At 71.8% G+C, this 23,971-nt stretch carries 19 protein-coding genes and 1 pseudogene; 10 read left to right on the top strand and 10 right to left on the bottom strand.

Features of this window, described 5'->3' with window-relative positions:
• Positions 1–24 precede the first annotated feature (24 nt).
• On the top strand, positions 25–990 hold the full coding sequence (locus tag JIAGA_RS0125810; RefSeq protein WP_084469459.1) for an IS481 family transposase: 966 nt from the start codon (positions 25–27) through the stop codon (positions 988–990).
• A gap of 13 nt (positions 991–1,003) precedes the next feature.
• Here the strand turns inward: JIAGA_RS0125810 and JIAGA_RS0125805 are convergent, their stop codons facing one another.
• The gene (locus JIAGA_RS0125805; RefSeq protein WP_035812983.1) at positions 1,004–1,516 is read right to left on the bottom strand and encodes a DUF1990 domain-containing protein; all 513 of its coding nucleotides are present in this window, start codon (positions 1,514–1,516) and stop codon (positions 1,004–1,006) included.
• A 138-nt stretch (positions 1,517–1,654) separates the two neighbouring features.
• Between JIAGA_RS0125805 and JIAGA_RS0125800 the strand changes: the two genes are divergently transcribed.
• Both JIAGA_RS0125800 and JIAGA_RS36475 read left to right on the top strand, forming a co-directional pair.
• On the top strand, positions 1,655–2,515 hold the full coding sequence (locus JIAGA_RS0125800; RefSeq protein ID WP_026877890.1) for an RNA polymerase sigma-70 factor: 861 nt from the start codon (positions 1,655–1,657) through the stop codon (positions 2,513–2,515).
• A 7-nt stretch (positions 2,516–2,522) separates the two neighbouring features.
• Positions 2,523–2,591, top strand: a pseudogene (locus JIAGA_RS36475) (hypothetical protein); the annotation flags it as partial.
• A 342-nt stretch (positions 2,592–2,933) separates the two neighbouring features.
• Here JIAGA_RS36475 and JIAGA_RS32450 read toward each other — a convergent pair.
• The 3 genes from JIAGA_RS32450 to JIAGA_RS34830 all read right to left on the bottom strand — a co-directional run bounded on the left by JIAGA_RS32450 (position 2,934) and on the right by JIAGA_RS34830 (position 8,317).
• Positions 2,934–3,860: a phosphatase PAP2 family protein gene (locus JIAGA_RS32450; protein WP_051426520.1), complete on the bottom strand. Its 927-nt coding sequence runs from the start codon at positions 3,858–3,860 to the stop codon at positions 2,934–2,936.
• Between the two features lie 127 nt (positions 3,861–3,987).
• A complete protein-coding gene (locus tag JIAGA_RS0125785; protein ID WP_051426519.1) occupies positions 3,988–7,884 on the bottom strand; it encodes a family 78 glycoside hydrolase catalytic domain in 3,897 nt (1,298 codons plus the stop codon).
• 262 nt (positions 7,885–8,146) lie between these two features.
• Positions 8,147–8,317, bottom strand: a complete 171-nt coding sequence (locus JIAGA_RS34830; protein WP_157553524.1) for a hypothetical protein — start codon at positions 8,315–8,317, stop codon at positions 8,147–8,149.
• A gap of 159 nt (positions 8,318–8,476) precedes the next feature.
• Here JIAGA_RS34830 and JIAGA_RS0125775 point away from each other — a divergent pair, with 159 nt between their 5' ends.
• Together JIAGA_RS0125775 and JIAGA_RS0125770 are read left to right on the top strand one after the other, a co-directional pair.
• The gene (locus JIAGA_RS0125775; RefSeq protein WP_026877888.1) at positions 8,477–9,673 is read left to right on the top strand and encodes a winged helix DNA-binding domain-containing protein; all 1,197 of its coding nucleotides are present in this window, start codon (positions 8,477–8,479) and stop codon (positions 9,671–9,673) included.
• Positions 9,674–9,831: 158 nt separating this feature from the next.
• Positions 9,832–10,113 (top strand): DUF2277 domain-containing protein, encoded by a 282-nt coding sequence (locus JIAGA_RS0125770; RefSeq protein ID WP_026877887.1) that lies wholly within the window; start codon positions 9,832–9,834, stop codon positions 10,111–10,113.
• Between the two features lie 44 nt (positions 10,114–10,157).
• Here JIAGA_RS0125770 and JIAGA_RS0125765 read toward each other — a convergent pair whose 3' ends face one another.
• From JIAGA_RS0125765 to JIAGA_RS0125745, 5 genes are all read right to left on the bottom strand, one after another.
• On the bottom strand, positions 10,158–10,589 hold the full coding sequence (locus JIAGA_RS0125765) for an OsmC family protein (RefSeq protein WP_026877886.1): 432 nt from the start codon (positions 10,587–10,589) through the stop codon (positions 10,158–10,160).
• 86 nt (positions 10,590–10,675) lie between these two features.
• Positions 10,676–11,668 (bottom strand): WYL domain-containing protein, encoded by a 993-nt coding sequence (locus JIAGA_RS0125760; RefSeq protein WP_026877885.1) that lies wholly within the window; start codon positions 11,666–11,668, stop codon positions 10,676–10,678.
• Entirely contained in the window at positions 11,665–12,546 is an 882-nt protein-coding gene (locus JIAGA_RS0125755; protein ID WP_169738938.1) for a helix-turn-helix transcriptional regulator, read from the bottom strand. The genes JIAGA_RS0125760 and JIAGA_RS0125755 overlap by 4 nt, the downstream gene beginning before the upstream one ends.
• Positions 12,547–12,818: 272 nt before the next feature.
• Entirely contained in the window at positions 12,819–14,642 is a 1,824-nt protein-coding gene (locus JIAGA_RS0125750) for a helicase domain-containing protein (RefSeq protein ID WP_026877883.1), read from the bottom strand.
• A 161-nt stretch (positions 14,643–14,803) separates the two neighbouring features.
• Positions 14,804–15,574, bottom strand: a complete 771-nt coding sequence (locus JIAGA_RS0125745; protein WP_026877882.1) for an 8-oxoguanine DNA glycosylase OGG fold protein — start codon at positions 15,572–15,574, stop codon at positions 14,804–14,806.
• Positions 15,575–15,889: 315 nt separating this feature from the next.
• Between JIAGA_RS0125745 and JIAGA_RS32440 the strand changes: the two genes are divergently transcribed.
• The 4 genes from JIAGA_RS32440 to JIAGA_RS0125725 all read left to right on the top strand — a co-directional run bounded on the left by JIAGA_RS32440 (position 15,890) and on the right by JIAGA_RS0125725 (position 21,860).
• Positions 15,890–16,843 (top strand): DUF4862 family protein, encoded by a 954-nt coding sequence (locus tag JIAGA_RS32440; RefSeq protein ID WP_051426518.1) that lies wholly within the window; start codon positions 15,890–15,892, stop codon positions 16,841–16,843.
• A gap of 76 nt (positions 16,844–16,919) precedes the next feature.
• Entirely contained in the window at positions 16,920–17,642 is a 723-nt protein-coding gene (locus JIAGA_RS0125735; protein ID WP_026877881.1) for a sulfite exporter TauE/SafE family protein, read from the top strand.
• Positions 17,643–17,694: 52 nt separating this feature from the next.
• Positions 17,695–21,063 (top strand): TM0106 family RecB-like putative nuclease, encoded by a 3,369-nt coding sequence (locus JIAGA_RS0125730; protein ID WP_026877880.1) that lies wholly within the window; start codon positions 17,695–17,697, stop codon positions 21,061–21,063.
• Positions 21,064–21,215: 152 nt separating this feature from the next.
• Positions 21,216–21,860 (top strand): nitroreductase family protein, encoded by a 645-nt coding sequence (locus JIAGA_RS0125725; protein ID WP_026877879.1) that lies wholly within the window; start codon positions 21,216–21,218, stop codon positions 21,858–21,860.
• A gap of 12 nt (positions 21,861–21,872) precedes the next feature.
• On the opposite strand, the gene JIAGA_RS0125720 is transcribed toward JIAGA_RS0125725, so the two are convergent.
• On the bottom strand, positions 21,873–22,271 hold the full coding sequence (locus JIAGA_RS0125720) for a cupin domain-containing protein (protein WP_026877878.1): 399 nt from the start codon (positions 22,269–22,271) through the stop codon (positions 21,873–21,875).
• Between the two features lie 134 nt (positions 22,272–22,405).
• On the opposite strand from JIAGA_RS0125720, the gene JIAGA_RS0125715 reads away from it, so the two are divergent.
• A complete protein-coding gene (locus JIAGA_RS0125715; protein WP_026877877.1) occupies positions 22,406–23,872 on the top strand; it encodes an NAD-dependent succinate-semialdehyde dehydrogenase in 1,467 nt (488 codons plus the stop codon).
• Positions 23,873–23,971 lie beyond the last annotated feature (99 nt).

The following is a 23,971-nucleotide window of genomic DNA, read 5'->3' as shown; positions in this document are numbered from 1 at the left end:
GCACGACCCATCCGGAGGGCTCTCGTGTCTCACCGTAACGCCCGCACCACGTTCCAGGGCCGGCTGTTGATCGTTGAGCGTCACCGCGCCGGTTGGGCGCAGGCGCACATCGCCAAGGCGATGGGCATCTCCCGCAAGTGTGTGAAGTCCTGGCTGGATCGTTACGCCGCCGAGGGCGTGGCCGGCCTGCACGACCGCTCCTCGCGTCCACATTCGTCTCCGCGCCGGACCAGCGAGGCGATCGAACAGCAGGTCATCGACCTTCGGCAGCGCGAACGCCGCGGGCAGGACTGGATCGGTCCCGAGCTGGGGGTGCCGGCGCGGACGGTGTCGCGGATCCTGCGCCGCCACGACGTGCCCTACCTGCGCGAGTGCGACCCGCTCACGGGTGAGGTGATCCGGGCGTCGAAGACCACGACGGTGCGTTACGAGCGCGACGCCCCGGGCGAGCTGGTCCACATGGACGTGAAGAAGATCGGCAAGATCCCCGACGGCGGCGGCTGGCGCGCCCACGGCCGGGAGAACCGCGAAGCCACCCGCAACCGCACGACCAGGGTCGGGTTCGACTACGTGCACTCACTCGTCGATGACCACTCCCGGCTGGCCTACTCAGAGATCCTGCCCGACGAGAAGGGCCCGACCTGCGCGGCCTTCCTCGCACGGGCAGCCGGCTACTTCGCCGCACACGGCATCCCCCGGATCGAACGCCTGATCACCGACAACGCCTGGGCATACCGGTACTCGCTGCGCCAGGTCTGCAAGGAGCTGGACATCGGGCAGAGGTTCATCAAGGCGCACTGCCCGTGGCAGAACGGCAAGGTCGAACGGTTCAACCGCACCCTGCAGACCGAGTGGGCCTACCGGCAGGTCTTCACCAGCAACACCGAACGCGCCGCGGCTCTTGACCCCTGGATCGAGTACTACAACACTCGACGACGCCACAGCGCACTCGGCGGCCTCCCACCAATCAGCCGCCTGCCACCAACGTGATGGCCGGATACACCTAGCTGCCGGCGAGCTTTCGTGCGGCCGCGACGTAGCGGCGGGTGGCCAGGTGCTGCACGCCCCGGGTCAGCGGTCCGCCCAGCCGTGCGTACCAGGCGGCGGCCCGGCTGAACGCCGTCACCGTGAACCACACGTCGCCGGCGTCGTCGAGTTCGGTGACGAACGACTCCTCGCCGCATTCCGGGTGCCCGGGCAGGGTGCCGTAGGCGTAGCCGGCGCGGCCGGGTTCGTCGAGCACCCACACCACCCGGCACGGGATGCGCAGCAGGTGAACCGGCCCGACGGCGAGCGCGCTGGTGACCTCGACGCCCTCGGCCGCGCGCTCGGCGGTGGCGGTGACCCGCAGCCCGATGCTGCGGTGCAGCGACCACGTGACGGTGCCCTCGGCCACCGCCTCGAACGCCGACCGTCCGTGGCCAACACGCTCGCGCATCCGCACATGGTGATAGCCGGCCGGCAGCGGCCCGGCGTCGCGGGTGGCGCCGACCTCGGGGTACGTGAACGCGCGCATCGCCGGGAACTCTGCCACATCGCCGCCACGCCGATGTCACGTCCGGCTGGTGCCCCGTGTCATATGGGGGAGACTCCCTGTCGACGGAAGGACCCGTGCCATGGCTCGCATCGCTCTCGAACCGACGAAGCCGAACCCGTGAGCGACCCGTTCCACCAGCACCGCGGCCTGCTGTTCACGGTTGTCTACGAGATGCTGGGCAGCGTGGCCGACGCCGAGGACGTCGTACAGGACACCTGGTTGCGGTGGTCGGCGGCGGATCGGGCCGACGTCGTGGAACCGAAGGCCTACCTCGTGCGGATCGCCACCCGGCTGGCGCTGAACCGGCTGCGGACGCTGCGCACCCGCAAGGAGACGTACATCGGGCCGTGGCTGCCCGAACCCCTGCTGACCGGCCCGGACGCCGCCAACGGGGTCGAGCTCAGCGAGGACGTCTCGATGGCCATGCTGGTGGTCCTCGAGACGTTGAGCCCGGTGGAGCGCGCCGTGTTCGTGCTGCGGGAGGTGTTCGGCTACTCCTATGCGGAGATCGCGACGGCGCTCGAACGCAGCGAGCCGGCGGTGCGGCAGGTGGCGCACCGGGCCCGCGAACACGTGCAGGCCCGCCGCCCGCGGTATGACACCGATCCCGGGCAGCGCCGCGAGGCAACCGAACGGTTCCTGCGCGCCTGCTTGGAAGGCGACATGACGTCGCTGCTGGAGGTGCTGGCGCCGGACGTGGTCATGGTGAACGACGCCGACGGCAAGGCTCAGGCCGCGCGTCGTCCGGTGACGGGCGCGGACAAGGTTGCGCGATTCATCGTGGGCATCCTCGCGAAGGGCGACCTGGACGGCTTGCGGTTCGAGTTCGTCGAGCTGAACGGCGCCCCCGGCGTCCTGGCGTGGGCCGGTGACCGGCTGGACAGCGCGTCCATGATCGAAACCGCGCAGGGCAAGGTGACCCGATTGCTCGTGTTCCGCAACCCGGACAGGCTGCGCGGCGTGTCACGGGTGGGGTGACGACGGCGTTCCGGCCGCCCGGGACCTTCGCAGCGGGCAGGCCAGGCGACCGGAAGCCGGGTGTTCCAGGAGCTGAACGGTGGTGCCGATGAGCCGGACTACAGGCGCGTGACCTTCGGGTTCGGCAGTGCGATGCGACGCACCGCGGTGCCGAAGTCGACGTGTACCTCGTTCTCGCGGGGGACGTTCACGACGCGGCCCAGTCCGTGCCGATCGTGTGTGACGAGGTCGTCGACGGCGAACTTCTCGAGTGGCGGAGCGGTGACGGGGCGAAAAGGACTAGAAGGAAGAACAGGCCTCGCGGCCGGTGTACGAGAGGTCATTAGTTCAGTGTGCCGCCCGTCACGGTCGTTGTGTAGCCCTCTTTGGAAGACTATGTCAACTCTTGACCATCGCGGCGCGGCGCCGGCTACGGAACTCACACACGCGTCCTTCTCCGGGAGCTGCCGCGGGCGGTTTCGGCTCGGGCCCGGCCGCTGGCGAGTTGATGCGCCACCAGGATCGCCGCGAACGTCAACGCCGTCGTCGACACCACCCCGAGGCCGGCGCCCACATATGCCGTCGCGAGATCGTCCCGGGCGGTGACCGCGCCTGATTCGGCCAGCAGATCGCGCGTGCTCTGCAGCGACCGCACGGCGACGACACCGCTGCCGGCGGCTGCCACCAGGAACACCACCGCGGCCGCCGCGGTGGCCGCAGTGCCGGTTCGGCCGTCGTCCACCCGTTCCGGGCTGGCCAGCGCCGTCAGGACGGTGGTGAGCCCGGCCCAGGCGAGCACCACGGTGATGGCGGCGACGACGTCGGACGGACGGTGCCAGCCGCCGATCATGGTCGACACTCCCGTGAGCGCGGTGTAGCCGGCGCCGAGCACCGCCACCAGGGGCCGGGCTCGTCTCGGGACCACGAGCAGCAGTGCCGCCGCCACGCTGGCCGCGACGGTGGTGTGGCCACTGGGCAGCGAGTTGCCGGCCGGTCCGACGTCGGCGGCCAGGGCGGGCCGGTCGAGGATGCCGTGCTTGAGCACCTGGGTCGTCAGGTTCGCGCCGCCCACCAGGACGGTCACCTGCAGGGCGAGGAACCAGCGGCGCCGCATCACCGCGATCAGCGCCGCGGCGCCCAGCACCATCACGATGAACGGCACGGACACCACGTCGAGTACCGGCTCGGCGCCCCGCCACAGGGTGTTGCGGCCGATGGCCGAGCCCTCGAAGGCGGCGGCGTCCAGCCGTTGCCCGGTGGCGGTGTCGACGAAGTAGCTCCAGCTCGCCCACGTGCCGGCGACGCCCGCCACGGCCATGAGCAGTCCGAGCAGGGCGCCGCCGGCACGTGGGGACGAGGAACGCATGCTCCGAGAGTAGTTGGGCCGGTCAGCGGAGCTTGGCGAAGAACTCCTGGATGTCGGTCACATGTGCCCGCGTGTCCCCATGATCATCAAGAGTTGACCCGGCCATCATCGGGCGAAGTCTTGACGATCACGGGGTGGTGGGTGCGGAGCGGCTGTCGAACCGCCACTCGCCGGCGCCGACGGTGTAGACGGCCCAGCCCGGCTCCGCCCGGACGTCGGTGACCAGTCGCGACGGTGCCGCCGTGACGTCGTCGGCGGATTCCGCCGGCACCCACACCTCGGCCGTCGAGCCGACCGGCACCACGACCGTGAGCCGCAGCGACCGGCCGGTCTGCGTCCACGCAGCGCTGGCCGCGCCCCGCACCGTCGTGATGGCCAGCGACGCGGAACCGACCTGGCTGCGCGCGTCCGGCCGCACCCGGAACCGCCGCCAGCCGTCGTCCAGGTTCGCCAGGCCGGCGACGTGCTCGAACAGCCACTGCACGACCGTGCCGTGGAAGTAGTGGTCGCGTGAGCGCGTGTCGACCTGCCACATCTCCCACATGGTGTCCGCGCCGTTGTCGATCCAGTGCCCCCAGCTGGGCTGGGTGCGCTGCAGCGCGATCTTCGCGGCTGCGTCGGCGTGCCCATGCGTGGTCAGCACCGGCAGCAGCACGCTGGTGCCCAGGCAGCCGGTGTTGAGGTGCCAGTCGCGGGCCTCGACGTCGGCGACCAGGTTGGCGACGACGGCGTCCACGTGGTCGGGCGGGACCATCCCGAACGCCAGCGGCACCGCGTTCGAGGTCTGCCGGTAGTGCGGGTCGCGGTCGGTGCGGTAGAGGCCGCGGGCGGTGTCGAGGAACGTCTCGTTCAGGCGGGTACGCAGGCCGTCGGCGGCGGTGCGCAATCGGGCCGCGTCGGCGGCGTGTCCGAGCAGGTCACCCACCTCGGCGGTGGCCAGCAGCGCGCGGTACAGGTACGCCGTCGCCGTCAGCCGGGTGTCCTCGGGCGGGTTGCCGCCGGTGCCGGGCGACAGGTAGTCGCCGAGCGCGGTGACGGCCAGCCCGTTCTGCAGCCGGCCCAGCTCCCAGTCCAGGTACGTCAGCACCGGTTCCCAATGCTGGGCCAGGACGCGGTGGTCGCCGTACCAGCGGTGCATCTCGCGCAGCACGAACGGGTAGACGGTGGTCCACTCCGGCGCCGGGGCCAGCTCCTGATAGCCCCAGCCGCCGCTGGGCACGATGACCGGGACCTGCCCGGAGCCGATCTGGCTGTCGCGCAGGTCGCCCAGCCACTTGGTGAAGAACCGGGCCATTCCGAGTGTCTCGGCCATCGTCGGAGCGCCGACCTGCGCATCCCCGGTCCAGCCGTTCTTCTCGTACATGGGCGTGTCGGTCGGGATGCTGTGCAGGTTGTTGAGAATAGTGCGGCGCATCATCCGCTCCAGCTGCTCGTACATCGGCTGGTCGGACTCGAACGTGGCGACCTCGGGGACGTCGGAGTAGACGACGCGCATCGTGACGGTCTCGGGCGTCGGCGCACCCGGCAGGCCGTCCACCTGCACGTACCGGAACCCCTTGTACGAGAACTTCGGCTCCCACACCTCCTCACCGGTGCCGCGGGTCGTGTACTCGTCGACCTGGAAGCGGCCCGGGACGTGCCCCGTCGACGCGTTCACGGTGCCGTCGGCGGCGACGGTCTCGCCGTGGCGCAGCCGGATCGTGGTGCCCGCCGGTGCCGTGACCCGCAGCTTCGACCAGCCGGCGGTGGTCCGGCCGAAGTCGGCCACCCAGGTCCCGGGCACCGGCTCGGTCAGCTCGACCGGTGCGACGTCCTCGATGACGCGGATCGGCTCGTTCTCCTGCGCGGTGAGGATGCCGGCCGGGCCGTCGAGACCGGTCGCCGCCGACCACGCCGAGTCGTCGAAGCCGGGCGCGGTCCAGCCGTCCGGGATGAGCCGGGCGTCGAAGGACTCGCCGGCGAACAGCGAATTGGACGCCGTCGGGCCGCTCGTGATCCGCCACTCCGGGTCGGAGACCACCTCGGTGGTGCCGCCGTCGGGGTGCTCCACCACCAGCCGGGCGATCAGTCGCGGCTCGCCGTGCCACGGCGGCTGGTGCCAGCGCCAGACGTTGTCGGTGGTCATGCCGAAGAACCCGCGGCCCAGCTCGGCGGCCAGCACGTTGTCGCCGGATCGGAGCAGAGCGGTGACGTCGTGGGTGACGTAGAGGACGGTCTCGTCGTAGTCGGTGAAGCCCGGGTCGAGGACGGAGTCGCCGACACGGACGCCGTTGAGGTGCAGGTCATGGTAGGCGACACCGCTGGCGTAGAGCCGCGCCCGAGCGACCGGCTTGGCCAGGGTGAAGGCGCGGCGCAGCAGCGGAGCGGGCTTCTCCGGCCGGGTCACCGACACGTTGCCGCCCCACGGTCCCTCGCCGTACGGGGCCAGGACGGTGACGTCGTCCCAGCCGGTGTCGTCGTGGCCGGGCTGTTCCCAGCCGGGTTGCTCGGCGGCGGTGCTGCGCCAGGACGCGTCGGTGACGATGACGTGGTCGTCACCGGTGGCGGAGCGGATCAGCAGCTTCGCGATCAGCCCCGCCGGGTTGACCGACGGCCCGGGCCGGTTGGTGGCGCGAACGGCGAGGACGAGCTCGGCGCCCTCGGGGCCGGCGATGGCGGCCGTCACCGCTTCCGTCACGTCGGCGACCTCGGCGGTGCGCCACCCGTCGACCGCTTGCGGCGCGTGCAGGACCGGCTCGCCCTGCAGGTGCGCGCTGTAGTCGTCGTCGGCGGTCATGACGAGGTCGGCGGACTCGACCTCGAGGCCGGCCGGCAGCGGGAACCGGCCGCGGAACCAGCGGTCGCCCTCGGGCGCATCCGACTTTGTCGCGTCCGGGCTCCACACCCAGGATGCGCCGAGCAGGTCGAGCGTCTCGCGCTGCGGCACGGTGACCTGACGGCCCCACGGTCCTTCGCCGTACGGGGCCAGGACGGCGACGTCGTCCCACCCGCTGTCGTCGTGGCCGGGCTGTTCCCAGCCGGGTTGCTCGGCGTCGCTGCCGCGCCAGGACCCGTCGGTGTGGAGCACCAGGTGGTCGCCGGTGCCCGTCGTGACGACGAGCTTGGCCAGCAGACCGCCGGGATTGACGGCGACGGCGCCCCGGTTGTGCGCGACTGCCGCGATCACGAGGTCGCCACCCACAGCCGCGGTCACGAGCGTGGTGATGTCGGCGACCTCCGCGGACTTCCACCCGTCGACCTGCTGCGGCGCGTGCAGCACGGGCTGGCCCTGGAGGTACGCGGTGTAGTCGTCGTCGGCGGTCATCACCAGGTGGGCGGCGGCTACCTCCAGCTCCGCCGGCAGTGCCAGGCGGCCGCGGAACCACGCCGGACCGGCCGGGGCACCGCCGCTGGTGGCGCCGGGCAGCCAGATCCACGACGTGCCGTCGACGTCACGTGGCGTCGTGGCCGGGTCGGGCGCGGCGCCGATCCAGCCCGCGGCGCCGAAACCCTCGTCGAACAGGCCGGTCTCGAACCAGGTCGGTTCACTCCAGCGAGTGCCGCGCCCGGCGCCGTCCCACAGCCTGACCCGCCAGTGGTATCGAGTGCGCGGTGCCAGGTCGGGTCCGCCGTACTCGATGCCGACGGACTCGGGAGACTCCACCCGGCCGGAGTCCCACACGTCCGCCCGGCCCACTTCCAGCAGCTCCGGCGCGGACGCCACGAGCACCTGATACGCGGTCTGGGTGGCGCCGTGGCCGCCGGCCGTGACGACCCACGACAGGCGCGGCCGCCGCACATCGGTGCCGAGCAGCGTGGGCGCGTACTCGGTGGTGAGACCGGCGAGCCGCAGTGGTCCGGCGCCGGCGGCGGCCGCCGCTCTCGTGGTGGACTCCGCGGTGGCGGCTGCTTGCGAGCTGAAGCCGAGTGCGCCGGTGCCGGCCGCCGCGGTCGCCGCGGCCGTGCCCAGCACGGTGCGGCGGGTCACCGGGAAGCTGCCGGCTGCTGGCCGGGAGAAGGTCGCGTCGTCGGGGCGGTCGGCCATGGTCGGCCTCCTCGTGAATCGTTCCAAGTGGCGGCTCGCGAGCGCCGGCGAGGCCGGCCGGATTGTCCGGCACGTTACGGGGACTTCGATCGGCCGGGCAATGCCGAGACCACGACGTGGCTGAAAGCGGACAGTCGGCCGCGACTGGTGTGGCCGGCGGCCTGCTGCTCTTCCGTACCGCTCGCGGGGTCGATTCCCGGTGTTCCGCGTGACGCAGGGCCAGGACGTGACGCAGGGCCAGGACGTGACGTGGGGCCGGTCGTCAGTCGATGCTCGCCGACAGGCCGCCGTACTCCTCGAGGTTCTCCCGCGGCGACGGGTTGAGCGCCAGGATGGTCGCGACCGCGATGACGGCGAGCGCGACCCCGATGGCCACGACGACCGCCAGCTCCATGCGGTAGCGCCGTTCTTCCGTTGCCTTGTGTTGACTCACGGAGCCCCCCGGAAGTCCACGGTGTGAGAAGAAACCTTCCAAATCCATACCTTACGGACGCTGTCAAGCGATTCGCCCGTTTCGTTCCCGTTCCGTGGTCGATGTGCTGACCCGCTGGCCCGGTTCTGCGGCGCGGACCGACGTGCCAGGATCGGACGCGTGTTGAGGATCAGCGTCGAGCAGCGACGCCGCCGGCTGGCGCGGCGTCACCATCTGGCGTCCGGCCGGCGGGCCGAATCCGTGGCCGAGGCCGTGGCGGACCTGGTGGTCTTCCATGCCACCGATCCGGCGACGGTGTACCTGTCGGCGCTGGCGCGCTGCCCCGGCGCGAAAGTGGCCGACGTGTCCGCGGCGCTCTACGACGACCGGTCACTGGTCAAGATGATCGGGATGCGCCGCACGATGTTCGTGGCGCCGACGGACTTCGCGCCCGTGGTGCACAGCGCCGCCGGGTTGGCCATCGCCGACCGGCTGCGGCGGCAGCTCGTCCAGCACCTGAGCACGCTGCCGACCGAGCCCCGCATCGAGGGTGATGTCGCCGCCTGGCTCGCCGACGTCGAAGTCAGCACCGAGCGCGCCGTCGACGAGCTCGGTGAGGCGCTGGCGACGGAGCTGGCGAAGGCCGAGCCGCGGCTGCGGACCGCGACCCTTCCGACCACCGACAAGCCGTGGGACGTCAAGCAGAACATCACCAGCCGGGTGCTGACGCTGATGGGCGCGGACGGTCGCATCGTGCGAGGCCGCCCGGCCGGTAGCTGGCTGTCGCGGCAGCACCGGTGGGCATCGGTGCGGGGACTGTGGCCGGACGGGATGCCCGCCGTGCCGGAGGACGCCGCGCGGGAGACGCTGGCCCGGCGCTGGCTGGAGGCGTTCGGGCCGGCGACCGTCGCCGACCTGCGGTGGTGGACCGGCTGGACGCTCGGTGTCACCCGTGCCGTGCTGGCGCGCCTGGACACCGTCGACGTCGACCTGGACGGCGTACCCGGCGTGGTGCTCGCCTCGGACACGCAGCCGGAACGCGACGACGACGCGGAACCGGCGGCGGCACTGCTGCCCGCGCTGGACCCCACGCCGATGGGCTGGCAGGAACGCGACTGGTTCCTCGGCCCGCACCGCGAGGAGCTGTTCGACCGCAACGGCAACATCGGCCCGACCGTGTGGTGGAACGGCCGCATCGTCGGCGGCTGGGGCATGCGCGAGGGCGACATCGTGTGGGAACTGCTCGAGGACGTCGGTGCCGAGGCCGCCGCGGCGGTGGAGACCGCGGCCGCCGACCTGCACGGCCGCCTGGAGTCAGCGTCGATCATTCCCAGCTTCCGCACTCCGCTGGAGCGCCGCCTGTCGACCCCGAAATGATCACGTTCGGCATGGGTGTTCCCGCCGCACCATGGATGCATGCCTGGTGGTGCGGGAGTATGCCTGGCTCGTCGGCGTGCCATGGCAGGGCGCTGGTGAGGTGCCGATCCCTGTCCGGAAGTGGCGGCACTGTCGGGGGATCGGCTTACTCTCGAAGCATGTGCCGGAACATCAAGCCCCTCCACAACCTCGCCCCGCCCGCCACCTCCGACGAGGTCCACGACGCCGCGCTGCAGTACGTGCGCAAGATCGCCGGGACGCGCACCCCGTCGCAGGCCAACCGCGAGGCGTTCGACAACGCGGTCGCCGAGATCGCGCACATCACGCGGCATCTGCTCGACGGGTGGGTGACCAACGCGCCGCCACGGGACCGCGAGGCCGAGGCAGCCAAGGCTCGCGCGCGCTACGAGGCGCGGGTCGCCGCCGGCGCGCCGCGCTGAGGCAGCGTCACCTGGCCAATGACCGGACGGCTGCCGTCGTTCGGCTATTCGCCCTTGTCGATCCGCACGGCGATGGGTGTACCGATCTCGACGGTGCGGCTCACCGTGCACAGCCGGTCGTGCGACTTCGCCACCGCGTCCGGGAGCACGGCCCGGGCCGCGTCGCCGTCGTCGCCGGCGGGGAAGCTGACCCGGACCACCATCTCGATGTTCTCGAGCCGGTTGCCGGCCCCGTCCCGGATCTTGTCGGCAGTGGTGTCGATCTCGAACGTCTCCGGTTCGGCCCGGCGCGCGGTGATGTAGTCGATGTCGATGGCCGAACAGCCGGCGATCGCGGTCAGCAGCAGCTCGACCGGAGTGAACTCGCCGTCCGCGCCCTCGCCGAAGCTCAGCTCGCCGCCGCGGGGGTTGGTGGCGACGTAGCTGCGTGAGCCGGTGCGCCGCAGGGAGACCGATCGCTGGGGGGTGTCAGCCATGAGCTCACCCTGTCATGCCGTAGGAGCCACTCTGCACAGGCCCACGAACCGCGACGAGGCCCGGCTGCATGGGCCGCTCGTTGCGCTCAGGGCGTTCGGTGGTGGTCGAGTAGCTCTTGCGCCAGCGTGCGGCCGGCATCGGCCAGGTGGGGCGGGTCGGTGACGAACGCGAGCGGTCCGGCCACCAGCAGCATGATGCCCAGCCGCTGGTCGACGGGGGTCAGGAGCCGGGCGCGCAGCTTGACCGACTCCTCGTCCTCGTCGAGCACCTCGGAGCTCTCGGCGAACCGGTCGATCACCCACCGGGCGCCCTGCGGCACCACCAGGTCGACGGCGACCTCCCGGCGGTTGGCGGCCATGCGCTCGTCGATGTCGTCGGTGCGTTCGAAGGTCTCGTCCAGCACGGTCGCGTCGCGGATGCCGGCGAGCAGGAAGCTGCCGACGACGCGGCCGTCGGAGGACACCCCGGCGTCGACTTCCCAGCCGCGGCGGGTGCGCAGTAGCCGGTACGGCGCGATGACCTGCTCGTGGCTGTCTTCGCGCCACACCGGGGTGTAGTCGATGCGGACTCTGCGCCGCCGCCGGATGGCGTCGAGCATGGTGCCGGCCAGCTCGGCCTTCCAGTGGTCGTCGGTCGGCCGGATGCCCCGCAGCATGGTGTCGCCCAGCGCCTTCAACGCTCCGCCGAGCACGTCGTTCTCCGGCTCCAGGGACAGCAGCGCCTGCCCGGCGCGGTAGATGTTCGCCAACTCGGCGGGCGCGGTGTGCACGACACCGATCTCGGCGGCCGGTTGGTCGGTGGACGCACGGATGATCTCGGCGTCGGCCGGTTCGACATCGTCGGATTCTCCGTCAGCGGCGAGGAACTCGATGCGGACGTGACGGTACGAGCCGGCGTCGAACGCGGGAGAGATGTCGGCGCGGTAGAACGCGATGATCTCCTCGCGCAGGGTTTGCTCGTCGGTGTCCAACACGGCGGCCAGCCGGGCCAGCGGCAGCCCGTCGGGATGCATGGTGAGGATGTGGAGGGCCCGGGTGACGCGTTCGAAGCGCCGCACGAACGCGGGTGGGTTGGTCATGGGCGTTCCATGAGGGACTCGAGCCCGGCGATGAGCTCACTGCGGATGTCGTCCGGACCGAGCACCCGGACCCGCGGCCCCAGCTCGTAAACGCGGTTGCGGAAGGCCGCCCGGTGGGTGACGGGGATGGTGAGGCGAACGACGTCGTCCTCGACCTCGCGGTACGACGGTGTGCCGAGCAGCGCCTCGACCTGACCGCGGTGCTGCGGCGTCGTTTCCACGGTGACGTGGACGGCGGGGTCGACCGCCCATGACAGCGGGTCGAGGTCGTCGCGGTAGGGCTCGTCGTGGGCGGCCGCGGTGCGGGGAAGATCGACGCTGACGGCAGTCATGCGGTCGGTGACGAACTGCTTGTCCCGCTCGCTGCCGTCCTCGTGACCGACCAGGTGCCAACCCGACGTGCCCGGGTAGACGAAGTGCGGGTGGACCACCCTGGCTCGCTGTTTGTAGACGAAACGCAGCCGGCACTTGTGCTCCAGTGCGTAGAGCACCGTGTTGAGTGCGGTGTCGGAGCGCGGTGGATGCCGCGACGTGCGCAACTCGGGGACGCCGGTCATACCGGACGAATCCACGCCGACCCGCCCGGCGAACGCGGGATCGCCGGCGATCATGGCCGCCCGGGCGAGTTCCGCCTGCTGTTCCGGCGTCAGGTTCACCCGCAGCCGGTTGTCGCCGGCGAACGCGCGATAGACGGCAGTTCGGCCCGGCGGCATGGTGTTGCGGATGTCCCAACCCGCCCGGTTGAGGTCCTCGATCAGCCGCTTGAGCTGCCGTACATGATGCTCCTCGCCACCCCCGAAGGCCGCGATCCTCAACAACCGCGGCGTTGGAATGCCCGTGGGCTCAGCCGCGACGAGCGCGACGAGTACACGGGTCACCCTTTCCAATGGACCGAGTTGGTCCCTCCCACCAGCCATGGCGCCCCTCCACAGCAACTTCGAGCGATCATGCTATGCCCGGGATGCCGATTTCGCCAGGCAAGGGCTGCCCTTTTCATATTGTGGCGGAATTGCAGGTTTGTATTGAGCCAACAGTCCAGTTGCCGAGTAGACAGGAGTGGATTGTCGGCGCGGTTTCGTCGCCTGATCTCGCGATCTCACGGGCCGTGCAGCCCACCCGACTGGCGCTGTCCCGCGGGCCTGCCGCGGGCTCAGTCGTCGCGTTCCAGGGAGTCGCGCAGCAGCCGCCGGATCATGACCTCGACCAGCATCCGGTCGTCGTCGCGCAGGAGCTGGAAGAGCTGGAACAGATCGTTGGTTGCCGCCGGCTTGGGACGGTGCTCGACCTCCGGCTCCCGCGACGGTGCCGGCCCTCGGTTCAGGTGCTCGAGCCCGGCAGGCATCGGCTCGGAGTGGAAGATCGCGAGCGACTGGGTGCACCGCGTCATCGCGACGTAGAGGCGGCGCCGGCCGAGCTCGGTGCCGTCGGCGATCTCGTCCGGCGCGACCAGCGCGATCGCGTCGAACTCCAGGCCGTTGGTCATGTCGGCCGGCAAGAGCGTGACCGCCTGGCTGAGGTCGCCGTCCCGGCCGTCGCCGGCTTTGAGGCCGGACTCGCTGCAGTAGCGCAGGGTGTCGTCGTACCGGTGGACGGCGACGACGACGCCCACTTTGAAGCCGGTGCCCGCGGCGGCCTCGGCAGCGGACAGCGCGACGGGAACGACGTCGGCGGGGTCGACCCGGCGGACCAGCGGATTGCCCAGCCCGTCCCGAAGCGAGTCGGGCACCGTGAGCGCGTTGGCACCGTCGGGTAGTTGCCGCCGCGACAGCTCCACTACCGGGCGTGGCACCCGGTACCCCATCGTGAGCGTGGCCGCCCGGGACTCGGCGGCGAAGTAACTGGTCAGTTCGTCCCAGGTGTCGTGCTGTCCCGGGCCGGTGGAGAAGCCGAGATCGCCGGCCAGGGTGACGGAGCGGCACCGCCGGGCCACCGCGCGGGCCTGCATCGGCGAGAGGTTCTGTGCCTCGTCGACGACGGCGTGCCCGTAGGCCGGTGCCGGCCTGCCGAGCAGGTGCGCGAGTTCGTCGAGCAGGACGAGATCGTCGACGGTCCATGGTTCTGCCGCGAGCGACGGGGCCGGCTCCCGGTGCAGGACCTCCTGCTGGCCGGCCTTCAGCAGGTCGTCGGCGAGGCGGTCCAGCAGGTCGGGGGTGCCCAGCAGCGTGCGCAGCAGGTCCTCGGGCGCGGCGTGGTCGGGCTGGCTCTGGACCAGGCGGCGCAGCACCATGGCCATGACCGCCGAACCCTTGACCCGGGCCGTCTCGGCACTGGCGTCGCGGCCGCGCAGTCGGGCGTCGCCGCGGTACAGGGATGCGACGTCGCTGGTGACGGCGTCGACACCGAGGTGGGGTAGAACGTCGGCGACGTAGTTGCGCAGCGCTGCCGTCGGCGTGACGACGAGTACGCCGCCGGCGCGGACGCCGTCGTCGTTGGCCGCCAGCCAGGCCGCACGGTGCAGCGCCGTGACCGTCTTGCCCGTGCCGGGGCCGCCCTGCACCACCAGCACCCCGCCGGCCGGTTCGCGCACGATGCGGTACTGCTCGGGGCGGAGGGTCGCGGTGGCGTCGCCGAGGGTGCCGGTGCGGAACTGCTCGAGCGCGGCGACGACGGCCTTGCCGACGACCGGACGGTTGGTCCGGGCGGAGGTGACGTCGTGCGCGGCGCCGTCGGCGATCTCGTCGTGCAGCGCGATCACCTGCCGGCCGCTGACGGTGAGGATGCGTTTGAGCTGGGCGGTGCCGAGGTCGGTGGCACTGGCCTGGTAGAAGGGCCCGGCAGCGAGATCGTGCCAGGCGACGACGGCGGTGTCACCGGAACCGTCGGTGATGCGCTGCCGGCCGACGTAGCGCGAACCGGAATGGTCGTCGATGCGGCCGAAGACCAACGGCGGGCCGGACGTCGCGTCGTCACCGAGGTGGGCGTAGGCGCGGTCGAGGTTCTGCTGCTCGGCGTCGAGAGCAGGATGAGTCGTCACGTCTGTCCTTCCTCACCTGGGTGTGCCGGGATCGACGTCGACAACTGGCGACCTACCCCGCGGAACAGCCCGCGTCGTTGCGGTATTTGACCATGATTGCGCAGATGCCCGGCGCGGTCAGGCGAACGACAGGAAAGGTGCCTTCCCGTGACCTGACGGTGTCATCCGGTCGGCACGGCGGCGCCGTTGTGCAGGCCGAGGACGAACGCGATCCGCTCGGCGTCGACGGTCCGGCCGCCCAGCCCCAGCTCGACCGACCAGCGGTGCAGTGTCTCGACGTAGGCGCGGTAGCGGTCGGCTCGGCGGCGCGAACTGGCCAGTCTCGTCGTCCCGCCGATCATCAGCGTCCGGTTCAACGACGCATACACCCGTTCGTCGAGGATCAGGGGCTGCCAGCTCCGGGCGGGTACGTGCCCGGCCAGGTTCCACCACCGGCTGGCGAACGACTGCCCGACCGGGCGCAGCGACCAGGACCGGTGGTTCTGTTCGAGGGCACCGTCCTGGAGGGTGGCGGCGGCGCGCAGCCGGCGGGCGGACTCGCTCAGCCCACGGTAGGTCCGCTCCGCGTTGCGCAGTGCCCGCGCGGTGGCGCGCAGGCTCGGGTTGCCGACGCCGCCCTCCGATCCCCACGCCATGGTGAGGACGAACGCCTGCAGCACTTCCTTCTCGTCGCCGAGGTCCATCGTGGTGCACGCACGCAGCGCGGCGGCCCGGGTCACGGTGCGGTCGCCGGCCTTCGAGCCGGGGATGGGCGTGGTGAATGCCCCGTCCCGGAGCAGGGCCGTGACGCGCAGCGACGCGCGGGCGCCGACCAGCGCCTGCTGCCATGTCGCCGGCCGGAAGCGGACGGGTCGCGGCTGAACGTTCGCGTACTTGTCGACGAGCGCGACCAGCCCTGCCGGCAGGGACGCGTCGGTGACCAGGTTCGACACGGTTCGGCCCCCGAATGCCGAGTGCAATGCTCGTGAATGCGGACAAGGTGCTTGTGAATGCGGACAATACGCGCATCCACCGGATCGACTCGACCCGTTTCGGCGCGGGGAGTCGCGCCACGACAGCGCGGTCCCGCGCGGCGGTCGGTCGACTCCGGCCGACCTGCCTGCCCCCCCGGAGCAGGTCGGCCGAAGCGGAGGGACGGTACGACGAACCCCGGACACAACGGGCGGCGCGGCACTTCCGGCCGTGGGCCCGCCGTCTACGCTGGCCTTCGCCAGGTCATCCATCCAACACCCCAGCGAGGAGACTCCATGTCGGTGATCGTCGGTGCGTACGCGGCAGCTCCCCGGGACATCGGCACGGGGGCCGCCTTCCGGCGGTACGTCGACGACGTGCTGGGTCTCCCGGACGTCGTCGGGCTCGAGGTGCCGTTCGCCCCCGCCGGCTCCCCGTGGAACGATCCCGCATACCTGCACGCCTCCGGCCCGTCCACGCAGCACGTGTTGACGATGATCCCGGCGACGATGGCGGCGCTGGGGTCCGCGCCGTCGACCGGGCTGGCGTCCGCCGACGACGACGGCCGACGCGCGGCGCTCGACCTGCTCCGCCGGGCCTGGGAGTTCGTCCGCGAGGTCAACGAGGGACCGGGTGGCCGTTTCACGGGTGTCGAGCTGCACTCGGCGCCCCGCGCTCCGCACACGTCGGCCGGCGCGTTGCGGGACTCGCTGGCCGAGGCCGCGGGCTGGGACTGGGGCGGTGTCCGGCTCATGATCGAGCACTCCGACGCGCACTCGGACACCCACGAGCCCGCGAAGGGGTTCCTGGAGCTGGACGACGAACTCGCGATCGCCACCGACCTCGGCCTCGGTGTCGTCGTCAACTGGGGACGATCGGCCATCGAGGGCCGCGATGACGCCACCCCGCGCAAGCACCTCGCCGCCGCCGTCGCGGCCGGCCGGCTCGACGGGCTGATGTTCTCGGGCGCCTCGGCGGCTGACACTCTCGACGGTCCCGCCTGGGCCGATCTGCACCTGCCGGTCCGCGACTGGTCGGACACGGTACCGATCGCCCGCGAAGCGGCCAGCAGCCTGCTGACGAAGGACGAGGTCGCGGCCTGCGTCTCGGCCGCTGCCGCGGCTGCGGGGTTGCGCTACGTCGGCGTCAAGGTGTCGTCACCGAGCACCGCCAGCTCGGCCGAATGCCTGGAGCTGGTACGCGCCAACGCGGCCATCGTCGCCTCGGCCGTCGCCGGGGCACGCGGCTGAACCCCGCCGACGCACCGCCCGGAGCGGCCGCCGGGCGTCCTGGCAGAGTAGGCGGCGTGATCGCGACTGGAGCCGGATGCCGCCGATAGACGTCATGGTGATCCTGGCGGTCGCCGTCTTCGCCGGCACGGTGATCCAGGGCTGTGTCGGTCTCGGCCTGGGCCTGGTCGCGGCGCCGGTCATGGCGCTGGTGGCGCCGGACCTGATGCCAGGTGGGCTGCTCTGGCTGACCCTCCTCCTGCCGCTGCTCACGGTGGGCCGGGAATGGGCCGAGGTGGACTGGTGGGGGCTGCGCTGGGCACTGCTGGGCCGGCTGCCGGCCACGGCGGTGGGTGCCTGGGTCGTTTCGGTGATGTCGGCCGAGGCGCTCGGTGTGGCGATCGGCGTGGTCATCCTCTTGGCGGTGGTGCTGACGGCGCGGACGTTCCGGCTGCCGATGCGCCCGTCGGTGCTGGTCACCGCTGGGGTCGTGTCGGGAATCTCCGGGACGGCTACGTCCATCGGCGGGCCGCCGCTGGCGCTGGTCTATCAGCGTGAGCTGGGCCCGCGGGTGCGGGCGACCCTCGGTGTCTACTTCGTCGTGGGCGTGGCTGTGTCGCTGACCGCTCTCGGTGTCGTGGGTGAGCTGACCATGGCCCAGACGATGACGGCGGCGTGGCTCGCGCCGCTCATGGTGGCGGGGTTCGCGGTGTCGCTCGTGGTCCGCCGCCGGATCGACGGCGACCTGCTGCGAGTGATCGTCATGGTCGTCTGCGCACTGTCGGCGACGACGCTGATCGTTCGCTCGTTGGCGGGGTGACGGGTTCTGTCGGTGCCATGAGGCAGGCTGGGACCGGCAGAAAGGGGTGAGCATGTACGTCGTCGCCGGCCACCTGGTCCTCAGCCCGACCGACCTGGTCGCTCATCTCGAATGCCCACACCTGACCACGCTGAACCGCGAGGCCGCGGAGGGTCGCCGTGCCCGCCCGGCCGGTGACGACCCCGCGGCCGGGGTGGTCCGGCGGCGCGGTGACGAGCACGAGGCAGCCGTCCTGGCCGAGATGGCCGCGACGCACCGGGTGGTCAGCATCCCGCGGTCGGTCGGGCCGGCGGAGGCCGAGGATCTCACGCTCACCGCCATGAAGGACGGCGCCGACCGCATCTTCCAGGCCACGTTCTACGACGGGCGCTGGCGTGGCCATGCCGACTTTCTCGTCCGCAACGACGATCACCCCAGCCACCTCGGCCCCTGGTCGTACGACATCGCTGACACCAAGCTCGCCCGCCAGGTGAAGGCTTCCGCGCTGCTCCAGATGGCCGTGTATGCCCAGCGGCTGGCCGACCTGCAGGGGGTGCCGCCGCAGACGCTCACCGTCATCCTCGGCAACCGGCTTCAGGTCAGTGTCCCGTACGTCGACGTCGCCGCGTACGCCCGGCATGCCATGCGCGAGTACGGGCGGTGGCTCGCCGACCCGCCCGAGACGTACCCGCTGCGGGTGAGCCACTGTGCCATCTGCCCGTGGCACGACACCTGCGATGCCCGGTGGCGTGCCGACGACGACCTCGTCCTAGTGCCGTTCCTCCGCCGCGACCAGCGCGCCGCTCTGCACGCGGCCGGCATCGCCACCGTCGACGCTCTCGCGGCGGCGTCCGAGCCGGAACTGGCCGCAGTCCCGCGCGTCGGCGCGTCCGCCACGCGCAAGCTGGCCGGCCAGGCCCGGTTGCAGGTCGCCGCGCGTTCGCGGGATGTCCCGCCGTACCAGCTCGTGACGCCGGTCGAGCCGCGGCGCGGGCTCGCCCTGCTGCCGGCGCCGGACGCCGGCGATCTCTTCCTCGACCTCGAAGGCGACCCGTTCTTCGGCGACCACGGCATCGAGTACCTGTGGGGCGTCAGCGACGCCGCGGACGGCTTCCGGTCCTGGTGGGCCCACGACGCGGCCGCCGAGAAGCAGGCGTTCGAGCAGGTGGTCGACCACATCATGACTGGCTGGCGCAGCCGTCCCGGCATGCACGTCTACCACTACGCGCCCTACGAGCCGAGCCGCCTGAAGGAGCTGTCGCAGCGCTACGGCACCCGGGTCGACGAGGTGGACGCCCTACTGCGCGGCGAGCGGCTGGTCGACCTGTACGCGGCGGTCCGGCAGGGCCTGCGGGTGGGCACCGAGTCGTACTCCATCAAGGCGCTCGAGCAGTTCTACGACCCCCACGGCCGGGCCGGCGCCGCGGTCAAGGACGCCGGGTCCAGCATCGTGGAGTACGAGCGGTGGCTGGCCGAACACGACCAGGCCATCCTCGACGACATCGAGGCCTACAACCGCGACGACTGCATCAGCACGCGGCGGCTGCGCGACTGGCTGGAGGAGCGCCGGGCCGAGGCCCTTCGCGACGGCCTCGCCGTACCGCGGCCGGTCGACGTGCCCGACCATCCGGCCGAACATCTCAAGGATCGCGACCCCGAACTGGTCGCGGTCGAGGCGAAGCTGCTCGACGGCGTCCCGGGCGACCCCGATGCGCGCACGCCCGAACAGCGGGCGCGGGCACTGCTGGCCGGTCTGCTGGAGTGGCACCGGCGCGAGAACCGCGCCGAGTGGTGGGAGTACTTCCGGGTGCGCACACTCGCCGTCGACGAGCTCGTCGAGGACCCCGCCACGCTCGGCGGCCTGCGCGAACCCGAGCTGCTGCGCACCGAGAAGCGCTCCGGGGTGTGGCGCTACGCAGTGCCGCCGCAGGAGTGCCGCCTGCGCCCCGGCGACCAGACCGGCCACGCCGGGCCCGACGGCGGCACCAGCAAGATCCTGCGGCTGGACCTCGAGAACGGCGTGGTCGAGCTGAAGCGCGCGTTGGCCAAGGAACAGCCGCACCCGCTCGGGCTGCTGCCGCCCGACCCCATCCCGGCCGGGACCCTCGAGGCGGCCATCTGCCGAGTCGGCGGCTGGGTGGCGTCGAACGGCATCGACGCCGACGGGCCGTACCGCGGCGTCCGCGATCTGCTGCTCGGCCGGCCACCACGGCTCGACGACGGCGTGGTGCTGCGGCGGCCGGGGGAGAGCAGTGCCGACGCACTGCGCCGGGTGGCGCCCGCTCTCCACGGCGCACTGCCGGTCCAGGGGCCGCCCGGCGCCGGCAAGACGTACGCAGGCTCGCACGCCGTCCTCGCACTGCTCCGGGCGGGCAAGACGGTCGGCATCACCGCGCTGAGCCACCGCGTCATCACCCACCTGCTCGACGCGGTGCTGACGGCCGACGCGGCCGACGGCACCGAGCGGGTCGTCCGGGCCATCCAGAAAGCCGACGACGGCAACGCCAGCACCCGGCCCGAGGTCACTGTCACCACCTCCAACGACGACGTCGTGGCCGCGCTGGGTGCCGGTGCGGCCAACCTGGTCGCCGGTACCGGCTGGCTGTTCGCCCGGCCCGACGTGCGCGTCGACGTCCTGGTGGTCGACGAAGCCGGGCAGTTCTCGCTGGCCAACGCAGTCGCCGCGGGCGCCGCCGCCAGCTCCGTCGTGCTGCTCGGCGACCCTCGCCAGCTGCCGCAGCCGCTGCGGGGCATCCATCCGGACGGTGCCGGGGTCTCCGCGCTCGACCACGTGCTCGGCGAGCACGACACCCTGTCGCCCGAGCGTGGGCTGTTCCTCGACACCACGTGGCGCATGCACCCGGACGTGTGCGCACCGGTCTCCGAGCTGTCCTACGACGGGCTGCTGGGCCCGCGGGCCGGGCTGGACCGCCAGGTCGTGCACGGCGACGGCCCGCTGGCCGGTGCCGGCATCCGGTGGTTCCCGGTCGCGCATACCGGCTGCTCCGTGCGTAGCGACGCCGAGGCTGCGGTCGTCTCCGACCTGGTCGGCCAGCTCACCGGCCGGCTCTGGACCGACGCGAGCGGCAGCCAGCGGCCGCTGGGCGCCCACGACATCCTCGTGGTCGCGCCCTACAACGCGCAGGTCGGTCAGCTGCTGGGCGTCCTGGAAGGCCGCGCCCGGGTGGGCACGGTGGACAAGTTCCAGGGGCAGGAGGCACCGGTCGTCATCGTCTCGCTGACCACGTCGTCCGCCGACGACGCGCCGCGCGGCGTCGACTTCGTCGCCAACCGCAACCGCCTCAACGTCGCCGTGTCACGGGCCAGGTCGCTGGCCATCCTGGTGGGCAGCCCGCTGCTGCTGACCGCGCCCGTGCGCAGCGTCGAGCAGGTGCAGGGCGTCAACACCCTGTGCCGGCTGGTGGAGTACGCCGCCGAGTGATGGGCGGTAGCGCCCTCCGACCGGCGGCTTGCTGGTCCCCTGTAACGCTCACGGGTCGCCTCCCGGCGTTTCGCGTGACGCAGCACCAGGACGTCACGCAGGACCAGGAGGATGCTTGCCTGTTCAGGTCAGACTCGCGAGGAGGAACCCGTATGGACACCACGGTCACCGATCACCTGCTCAGCACCACCCGCGCGGTGCGTCGCAAGCTCGACCTGGACCGGGAGGTCGAGCCGGAGGTCCTCGCGGAGTGCCTGCGGCTGGCCGTCCAGGCGCCCACCCCCGGTGCGGCGCAGAGCTGGCGGTGGCTCGTGGTGCGCGACCAGGAGACCAGGAACCAGCTCGGCGCGCTCTTCCGGGAGGTGGGTGCGGCCTATATGCGGAACCGGATCGCCGCGGCCGGGTCGGCGGCACATGAGCAGCCGATGAAACGCATCATCGCGTCGGGGCAGTACCTCGTGGACGTCATCGAGCGGGTCCCGGTGTTCGTCATCCCGTGCCTGCTCGGCCGGCCCACCGGCCGCAACGCCGCGGACGCGGTGTTCTACGGCGGCATCTTCCCGGCGGTGTGGAGCTTCCAGCTCGCCCTGCGCTCCCGCGGCCTGGGTTCCACCCTCACGTCGTACCACCTGGAGCGGGAGGAGGAGGCGGCGCGCATCCTCGGCATCCCCGACGACGTCACTCAGGTGGGCCTGCTGCCCGTCGCGTACACGACGACGCAGGACTTCAAGCCCGGCACCCGCCAGCCGGTCGAGGACCTGAGCTACCTCGACCGCTGGGGGTCGCCGCTGTTCTGACCCGGCCCTGCGTCAGCCGTCGAGGGCCTGGCCGGTGGTGCTGGCGATGTGGCTGGGTAGATCGTCGTGGCGGTCGCCGGTGTTCACGGTGCCGGTCGGCTCGAACAGGAGGATCGACGCGCCGGCGGCCGACGACGGACGGTGTTCGACGCCACGCGGTACGACGAACACGTCGCCACGGCTCAGGCGGACGGTCCGCTCGGCGGTGCCGTCCGGGCGCAGGGCGATGTCCAGCTCACCGTCGAGGACGAGGAAGAACTCGTCGGTGTCCTCGTGCGAGTGCCAGACGAAGTCGCCGGCAACCTTCGCGATGCGGACGTCGTAGTCGTTGACCTGCGTGACGATGCGTGGGCTCCACAACGCGTCGATGGAGGCCAGGGCGGCGTCGAGGTTGATGGGATCGGTGCTCATACGGCCAGCTTGCCGCCTCGCCGCGCGCTGGCACCTGTCGGGGTGCCCGGGGTCGGGCCGACCACGCGGTGACTCGGGAGGTGTGAGGCGGTCCTGGTGGTGTGGCCGCCATCCGGCCGGGTAGGAATGGACACATGACTGCCGACAGGGAACGCGACGTGGTGTCCGGCGTGCCGACCGGGCTGCTCATCGGGGGCGCCTGGCGGGACTCCAGCTCCGGCGGACGGTTCGACGTCGAGGACCCGTCCACCGGTGAGGTGATCACCACCGTCGCCGACGCCACCGTCGAGGACGGTGACACCGCGCTGACCGCTGCGGTCGAGGCGCAGCCGTCCTGGGCCGCCACGCCCCCGCGGGAACGCGGCGAGGTGCTGCGGCGTGCGTTCGACCTGGTCACCGAGCGCATCGACGACCTCGCCGTGCTGATGACGCTCGAGATGGGCAAAGCGGTCAAGGAGTCCCGGGCCGAGATCACCTATGCCGCCGAGTTCCTGCGCTGGTTCGCCGAGGAGGCGGTGCGGGTCACCGGCGGGTACGCGACGGCGCCGGCCGGTGGCAGCCGCCTGCTGACCATGAAACAGCCGGTCGGGCCGTCGTTCTTCATCACCCCGTGGAACTTCCCGATGGCCATGGGCACCCGCAAGATCGCTCCCGCGGTGGCGGCCGGCTGCACCATGGTGGTCAAGCCCGCGCACGAGACGCCGCTGTCCATGCTCGCGCTGGCCGAGATCCTGCGCGAGGCCGGGCTGCCCGACGGCGTGCTCAACGTCATCCCCACCTCGGCCAGCAGCGAGATCTCCGAGCCGATCATCCGCGACCCCCGGCTGCGCAAACTCTCGTTCACCGGGTCCACCGCGGTCGGCCGCAAACTGATCGAGCAGTCCGCGCAGCAGGTGCTCCGGGTCTCCATGGAGTTGGGCGGGAACGCTCCGTTCCTCGTCTTCGCCGACGCCGACCTCGACGCCGCCGTCGACGGCGCCATGCTCGCCAAGATGCGCAACGTCGGTGAAGCGTGCACGGCCGTCAACCGGTTCCACGTCCACGAGTCCGTGGCCGACGAGTTCACCGAACGCCTGGCCGAGCGGATGTCCGCACTACGGCTCGGACGGGGCACCGACGACGGCGTCGACGTCGGCCCGCTGGTCAGCGCGAAGCAGCGCGGCACCGTCGAGGAGCTGCTCACCGACGCCGTCGACCGCGGCGCCAAGGTCGTAACCGGCGGCGGCCGCTGGGGCGACGCCGGGTACTTCTTCCAGCCGACCGTCCTTGCCCAGGTGCCGTCCGACGCACGCATGCTCGCCGAGGAAGTGTTCGGCCCAGTCGCACCGGTCACCACGTTCACGTCCGACGAGGAGGCCCTCGCCATGGCGAACGGCACCGAGTACGGGCTCGTAGCCTACGTCTTCACCCGGGACCTGCAGCGTGCGCTGCGGGTGTCCGAAGGCCTGGAGGTCGGCATGGTCGGGCTGAACGCGGGCATCGTCTCCAACCCGGCCGCGCCGTTCGGTGGGGTCAAGGCCAGCGGGTTCGGCCGCGAGGGCGGTGCCGAAGGCATCGAGGAGTACCTCGAAACCAAGTACGTCGCCGTCAACCTGCCGTGAGGTGAGGTGGGGTGGGGTGGCGCCGGACGATGCCGTCCCCGCCCGCGGGCGCTCGTCCCTCACGCCCGATGCCCGCCCGAACCCTGGACGGCATCGTCC

It is taken from the genome of Jiangella gansuensis DSM 44835, assembly GCF_000515395.1.
GTDB classification, from domain to species: domain Bacteria; phylum Actinomycetota; class Actinomycetes; order Jiangellales; family Jiangellaceae; genus Jiangella; species Jiangella gansuensis.
The sequence above is the reverse complement of the archived record's forward strand: the minus strand, read 5'-3'. Positions and strand labels throughout refer to the sequence as shown.

Excerpts from the sequence above, each read along its gene's own strand:
- JIAGA_RS32450 (WP_051426520.1), bottom strand. The coding sequence starts at position 3,860 with ATGCGTTCCTCGTCCCCACGTGCCGGCGGCGCCCTGCTCGGACTGCTC.
- JIAGA_RS0125735 (WP_026877881.1), top strand. The coding sequence starts at position 16,920 with ATGCCGCCGATAGACGTCATGGTGATCCTGGCGGTCGCCGTCTTCGCC.
- JIAGA_RS32440 (WP_051426518.1), top strand. The coding sequence starts at position 15,890 with ATGTCGGTGATCGTCGGTGCGTACGCGGCAGCTCCCCGGGACATCGGC.
- JIAGA_RS0125770 (WP_026877887.1), top strand. The coding sequence starts at position 9,832 with ATGTGCCGGAACATCAAGCCCCTCCACAACCTCGCCCCGCCCGCCACC.
- JIAGA_RS0125725 (WP_026877879.1), top strand. The coding sequence starts at position 21,216 with ATGGACACCACGGTCACCGATCACCTGCTCAGCACCACCCGCGCGGTG.
- JIAGA_RS0125760 (WP_026877885.1), bottom strand. The coding sequence starts at position 11,668 with ATGACCAACCCACCCGCGTTCGTGCGGCGCTTCGAACGCGTCACCCGG.
- JIAGA_RS0125720 (WP_026877878.1), bottom strand. The coding sequence starts at position 22,271 with ATGAGCACCGATCCCATCAACCTCGACGCCGCCCTGGCCTCCATCGAC.
- JIAGA_RS0125785 (WP_051426519.1), bottom strand. The coding sequence starts at position 7,884 with ATGGCCGACCGCCCCGACGACGCGACCTTCTCCCGGCCAGCAGCCGGC.
- JIAGA_RS0125765 (WP_026877886.1), bottom strand. The coding sequence starts at position 10,589 with ATGGCTGACACCCCCCAGCGATCGGTCTCCCTGCGGCGCACCGGCTCA.
- JIAGA_RS0125715 (WP_026877877.1), top strand. The coding sequence starts at position 22,406 with ATGACTGCCGACAGGGAACGCGACGTGGTGTCCGGCGTGCCGACCGGG.
- JIAGA_RS0125730 (WP_026877880.1), top strand. The coding sequence starts at position 17,695 with ATGTACGTCGTCGCCGGCCACCTGGTCCTCAGCCCGACCGACCTGGTC.
- JIAGA_RS0125805 (WP_035812983.1), bottom strand. The coding sequence starts at position 1,516 with ATGCGCGCGTTCACGTACCCCGAGGTCGGCGCCACCCGCGACGCCGGG.